Source organism: Inquilinus sp. (assembly GCF_057815775.1).
The window spans coordinates 1-5,714 of sequence record NZ_JBYRFX010000563.1 but is presented as its reverse complement, the minus strand read 5'-3'; the positions used below and the strand labels follow the sequence as shown (position 1 = coordinate 5,714).

Genomic DNA, 5,714 nt, shown 5'->3' with positions numbered 1-5,714 from the left:
ACGATCTGGGCGGGAGCATAGAAGCCCATCGGCTGGGCATTTAGCAGCGCCGCGCAGAAAACGTCGGGATGCCAGCACTTCAGCCAGGAAGAGGCGTAGGCGACCAATGCGAACGAGGCGGCGTGGCTCTCCGGGAAGCCGTAGGAGCCGAAGCCCTCAAGCTGGCGGAAGGTCCGCTCGGCGAACTCCGCCTCGTATCCTTTCGCCACCATCCCCGATACGAGCTTGTCCTTGAACTTCGACACGCCGCCGGTGAACTTGAACGTCGCCATGGCGCGGCGAAGCTGGTCGGCCTCGCCCGGCGTGAAGCCGGCGCATTCGATGGCGACGCGCATCGCCTGCTCCTGGAAGAGAGGGACGCCCAGCGTCTTACCAAGGACCTTTTCGAGTTCGGGCTTCGGGTAGACGACGGCCTCCTTGCCTTCGCGCCGGCGCAGGTAGGGGTGGACCATGTCCCCCTGGATGGGGCCCGGGCGGACGATCGCCACCTCGATCACCAGGTCGTAGAAGGTGCGGGGCTTGATCCGGGGCAGCATGGCCATCTGCGCCCGGGACTCGATCTGGAAGACCCCGAGGGTTTTGCCAAGCACGCGACGCAACTCCTCCTTCGGGTATTGCACCCGCTCGAGGCCCTGCCGGCGTTTCAGGAAGGGATGGACCATGTCGCCCTGGATCGGTCCGGGCCGGACGATCGCCACCTCGATCACCAGGTCGTAGAAGCATCTCGGCTTCAGCCGCGGCAGCATCGACATCTGCGCCCGGCTCTCCACCTGGAAGACGCCGACGCTGTCGGCCTGGCAGAGCATGTCGTAGACGGCCGGATCTTCCGGCGGCACGTCGTGCCAACGGAACGGGTGGCCCGCTCGGGCCTCGAGGAACTCGAAGGCCTTGCGGACGCAGGTCAGCATGCCGAGCGCCAGGATGTCGATTTTTAGCATGCCGAGGGCGTCGAGATCGTCCTTGTCCCACTCGATGCAGGTCCGGTCGACCATCGCCGCATTCTCGATCGGGACGCTCTCGTCGAGGCGGCCGTGGGTGATGACGAAGCCGCCGACATGTTGGCTGAGGTGGCGCGGGAAGCCGTAGAGCTGCCCGGCCAGGGCCAGGGTGCGCCGGGCGGTGCGGTCGCGCGGATCGATGCCGGCCTCACGCAGCCGCTCGGCGGTCAGGTCCTGGTCCCAGCCGGGTGCCGAGCGGGCGAGGCGGTCGATGGTGTCGGAGGACAGACCAAGGGCCTTGCCGACGTCGCGGATGGCGCTCTTGCTGCGGTAGGTGATGACGGTCGCGGCCAGGCCGGCGCGTTCGCGGCCGTAGCGGCGATAAATGTACTGGTAGACCTCCTCGCGCCGCTCGTTTTCGAAGTCGACATCAATGTCCGGCGGCTCCTTCCGCTCGGGCGAGATGAAGCGCTCGAAGAGCATGTCCGAGCGGGCCGGGTCGACCGCGGTGATGCCGAGGACGTAGCAGACCGCCGAGTTGGCGGCCGAGCCGCGGCCTTGGCACAGGATCCCCTCGCCCCGGGCGAAGGTCACGATGTCGTGGACAGTCAGAAAATACGGCGCATAGGCGAGCTGGTCGACCAGCGCGAGCTCATGCGTGATGATCCTGCTCACCTTGTCGGGCACCCCGTCTGGATACATCCGGGCGGCGCCCTCCCAGGTCAGCCGCACCAGGTGCTGCTGGGCGGTGACGCCGACCGGGATGGTGTCGATCGAGTACTCGTAGCGCAGCGCATCGAGATCGAAGCGGCAGCGCTCCACGATCTCAGCCGTCCGGTCGACGGCGTCAGGACAGTCGGCGAAGAGCTCGCGCATCACCGCCTCGTCCTTCAGATAGCGTTCGCCATTGGCGTGCAGCCGGCGGCCGACCGCCCGAAGGGTGGTCCGTTCCCGGATGCAGGTCATGACGTCCTGCAGCACGCGGCGGCCGCGGGCATGGGCGTGCACATCATTGGTCGCGACCAGCGGTATGCCCAGCTGGCCGCCAGTGTCGATCGCCCAGGCGAGCCGCCTGGCGTCGTCCCCGCGCAGCAGGTTCTGGACGCCGAGATAGAGCCGGTCGCCGAAAGCGGCGCGGAGAACGCCGAGGTGCTGCAGCTGCTGCTCGGCCGATGCCCGGGTGATCCGGCCGTCCGGCGGTGGTGCCACCGCCAGCAGGCCTTCGGCATGGTCGAGGACGTCGACCAGTTGCAGGGAGCATTCGCCCTTGGTGGTCCGGCGCTTGCCCGTGGTGAGCATCCGAGACAGGCGGCCATAGGCGGCCCGGTCGGTCGGATAGACCAGGAGGCTCGGCGCGTCGACCAGATCGAGGCGAGCGCCAATGACCGGACGAAGCCCGGCATTCTTGGCGGCCTGGTGGAGCCGGACCGCGCCCGCGAGGGTGTTCCGGTCGGTGACGGCGATCGCGTGATGGCCGATGGTGGCTGCCTGGAGGGCGAGCTCATGGGCGTGGCTGGCGCCACGCAGGAAGCTGAAATTGGTCGCCACCTGGAGCTCGGCATAGCTCATGCGAAGAGGCCATGCATGAATCAGGCGAGCGTCGTGCCGTCGGAGGTCAGGAAGATCCAGTACCGCCTGCCGGAGTCATCTTCGACCCGGTAGTAGTCGCGGGTCCGCTCCGGCCTGTCCCAGCCCAATTCCGGCTCGATCCGCTCGGGACCAATGACACGATGGAGGAGGCGCCGGCGGCCGCGCCAGGAGAAGGCGCGCAGCGCCGGGCCCTCGGTCTCGGCGCCGATCGCTTCCGGATGCGCGAGCAGCACCACCGGGCGCGGCACGGGGAGCGCCCAGTTTCCCGACACCGATATCGGCAGCGTCGCCGGCACCTCGGCGGCCGCGGCCTCCGGCCAATGCCGGTCCGCGGGGATCAGCCTGAGGATGCTGCCGGGGCCCATGCGGATCTCGATCCGGTCGACCAGGTCGGCCAGGCCGGCGCCGGCATCCCGGGCGCCGGCGAGGTCTGTCTGCATCAGTGTCGCGCGATCGGTCTCCGTCGCCTCCAGCACCATGGCTTCGATCCCGAAGCCCGGATCGATGTCGGCGATCCGGTCGCGGAACAGGCGGAGCAGCGCGGCCGTGTCGGCGAGCGGCCGGCTGGTGCCGATTGCCACCCTCTGTGCCGTGGCGTCGACCCGGCAGACGGTCAGCACCAGCGAGCGGGCGCCCCGGCCGGCGGCGACAAGCTGGCTGCACAGCGGCTCAAGGAGCGCATGAAGGGCGGTCTCGATCGCCTCGGCCGTCGCGATGGGCTCGACCAACGAGGCGCGGCTGCGCCGGGCGCAGGCCGCGGCCTGGAAGTCCACGGGCGTCGCCTGCCGGCCGGCGAGAGCGTCGATCGCCGCCAACAACTCGGGTCCGAAGCGGCGAACCAGCGGAGCGCGGGGCAGGGGAGAGACGTCCCCAACGCGGCGCAGGCCCAGTTGCTGCAGGCCGCCAAGGATACGGGGTGGCAAGCGCAGCGCGGCGATGGGAAGGGCGGCGAAGGTGTCGATGCCGGCGCCGGCAGCAACCACACCGCCACCGGCGAAGCGCGACCAGGCCCAGGCCTGCGCTGCGGTGTCAGCAATCGCTCCGCGGGCCTCGAGCCGGGCGCGGATCAGCCGCCGGACCGCATCGTCCAGCAGCGAGGCCTCGCCGCCGGCGAGATGGGCAGCACCGGAGATGTCGACGAGGATGCCATCGGCACCGTCACCAGCGACGAGGGGTGAGTCGCGCCGCGCCCAGTCGACCAGGTGGCCGAGGTCCGCGGCATCGCCGTCCGGGTCGGCTGGAGCAGCGATCAGGTTGGGGACGAGGGCCCGGGCGTCGGCCAGCGCCTGGCCAGGGCCCAGGCCTTCAGCGGCGGCCGCGGCGTCGACGGCATGGATCCGAAGCGCTTGGTGCAGCTCGACATAGAGCACCACAGGGCCCGACGGCGGCTCATTCCGCTGCCGGCGCCACCGATCCGTCGGCCATCTCGGCAGCCAGACTGAGAGCCACCGTCTCATCGTCCCATTCCACACACCAACGGGCAGGGGTGCCGCCACGACACCGCTGCAGATCCAGATTCTACACCGGCCGACCACCAGGGCTCGGCCGGGACGTGATCCGCCAGCGGGTCCGCGCCACCGACTGGGGCGCGGGCGCCGGCGCCGGCAGCAGGATGATTGCCGGTGTCCCGGCAGCCTCGGCAGCGAGCGGCAGGCGCCGGCTGGCAGTCAGGTCCGGCACGACGCCGTCACCGACCGCCGCGGCCACTGCGCCGCTGCGCAGCCCCTCCTCGATCTGCCACAGCACGTCCTCTGGCCGGCGCCCGCGGGCCAGCACGAGGTCCGCCGGATCCCAACCGAGGGCGGCGAGTCCGTAGCCATAGAGCCCGGGCCGCCGCATGCTGGACCAGAGGACCGGGCGGCCGCGGCCGAGGCGCCCCAGGATGGTGGCGATGAAGGCGATCGTGGCCCCGTCGCCCGGCGAACCGACAATCTCGTGCAGCCCGGGCAGTGCCAGGCCGCCCCACGGGAGTTGGCGGTCGATCGCCGGCACGCCGAACTGCAGGGCCGGCAGGTCGGAATCGCTACCCGGATCCAGGCTCCGGATGGCAGCGCGGATCTGGGCGATGCGCGCGGCCTGCGCGGGTGCAGGCCCGTCAGCTGTCGAGCCGGGAGACGGCTCCGGCGGCGGCCCGGAATTCGCGCTGTCGGGATTCATGGGTGCGGAGCCGCTGACGGGATGGACGGGAATGGCCGCAGTCCGGATCGAACCAGTAGGCATGGAGATGGACGACGTCGAGGATCTCAGCTCGGCCGAGCCGGGCGTCGTCCCACGGGAAGTCCGTGGGGAACTCCGACTTCGTCGGATAGGCGGCGAGCCCGATCAGACCCTGCTGGTAGCGCCGGCGGAGCTCCGCTTCGGGAAGCCCTATCGCTTCATCCAGCGGCAGCCGTGGCTGCTCCTCGTCGTCGTTTGGGCCAAGCGCGGCCTGGTGGGCGCGCAGCTGGTCGATATGCACCCCCTCCGGAAACTCGAGCTCGTCCGACCATGTCCAGCCTCGATAGTCGATGGCGTAGACATGCGCCTGCAGGTCTTCCGGGATCGGGCAGGTCGGCAGCGTCGCCCAATCCGGCCGCCGCCGGTCGGCATAGGCCTGGTGGACCAGATCCATCAACATGGTGATCGGCTGGACCTGGGGGTCGTAGCGGGCGAGGACTTCGCCGGTCTCCTCCTCGAAGATCTCGATGTGGCCGGGCGCGTAGGCCCGGCCACCGTCGACATCAGGCAGGTCCCGTGGGATGGTCAGGATCGGCCGAGCAACCATCGTCAGGCCGCCTTTCGGGCGGTCTGTGGGGCAGCAGCACCGACCAATCGCCGGTCGAGTTCAAGGACCACGTCCGTCCAAGGCCCTAGCTCGAATTCCGTCGCACCGACCACGGTGATGCGACCCTCCGGATCGTCGCAGCGAAGCTCAACGCGGAGCGACATGACCTGCTCGCCGTCGACGTCGACGGAGAGGAAACCGTCACCGTGAATCTGCACACCGCGGGTACCGTCGGCCTGCGTGCTGGTGAACGGCCCATACAGTGAGAGGTACAGAGCGAAGCTCTGGCCGTTGCAGCCCCAGCTTGCCCACCACCTGTCCCAGCCGTCGTTCTTGGCCCCGCCTCCTTCGAAGCGGGTGCGCAGCGGCATGATCTTGACCGCGCGGGACTTGCGCCTCACGAGCCGCATGATGTCGCAGGC

Annotated in this window: 5 protein-coding genes; all 5 read right to left on the bottom strand. The window is 69.8% G+C overall.

Features of this window, described 5'->3' with window-relative positions; translation table 11 throughout:
• On the bottom strand, window positions 1-2,507 hold a 2,507-nt coding region (locus AC3XYG_RS19520; protein WP_489141525.1), incomplete at its 3' end, for a PHP domain-containing protein.
• 20 nt (window positions 2,508-2,527) lie between these two features.
• Entirely contained in the window at window positions 2,528-3,901 is a 1,374-nt protein-coding gene (locus tag AC3XYG_RS19515; RefSeq protein ID WP_489141524.1) for a Y-family DNA polymerase, read from the bottom strand.
• A 145-nt stretch (window positions 3,902-4,046) separates the two neighbouring features.
• Window positions 4,047-4,520: an ImuA family protein gene (locus AC3XYG_RS19510; protein ID WP_489141523.1), complete on the bottom strand. Its 474-nt coding sequence runs from the start codon at window positions 4,518-4,520 to the stop codon at window positions 4,047-4,049.
• Window positions 4,521-4,623: 103 nt separating this feature from the next.
• On the bottom strand, window positions 4,624-5,292 hold the full coding sequence (locus AC3XYG_RS19505) for a hypothetical protein (RefSeq protein ID WP_489141522.1): 669 nt from the start codon (window positions 5,290-5,292) through the stop codon (window positions 4,624-4,626).
• A 2-nt stretch (window positions 5,293-5,294) separates the two neighbouring features.
• Window positions 5,295-5,714: hypothetical protein (locus AC3XYG_RS19500; RefSeq protein ID WP_489141521.1), on the bottom strand; the 420-nt coding region annotated here is incomplete at its 5' end.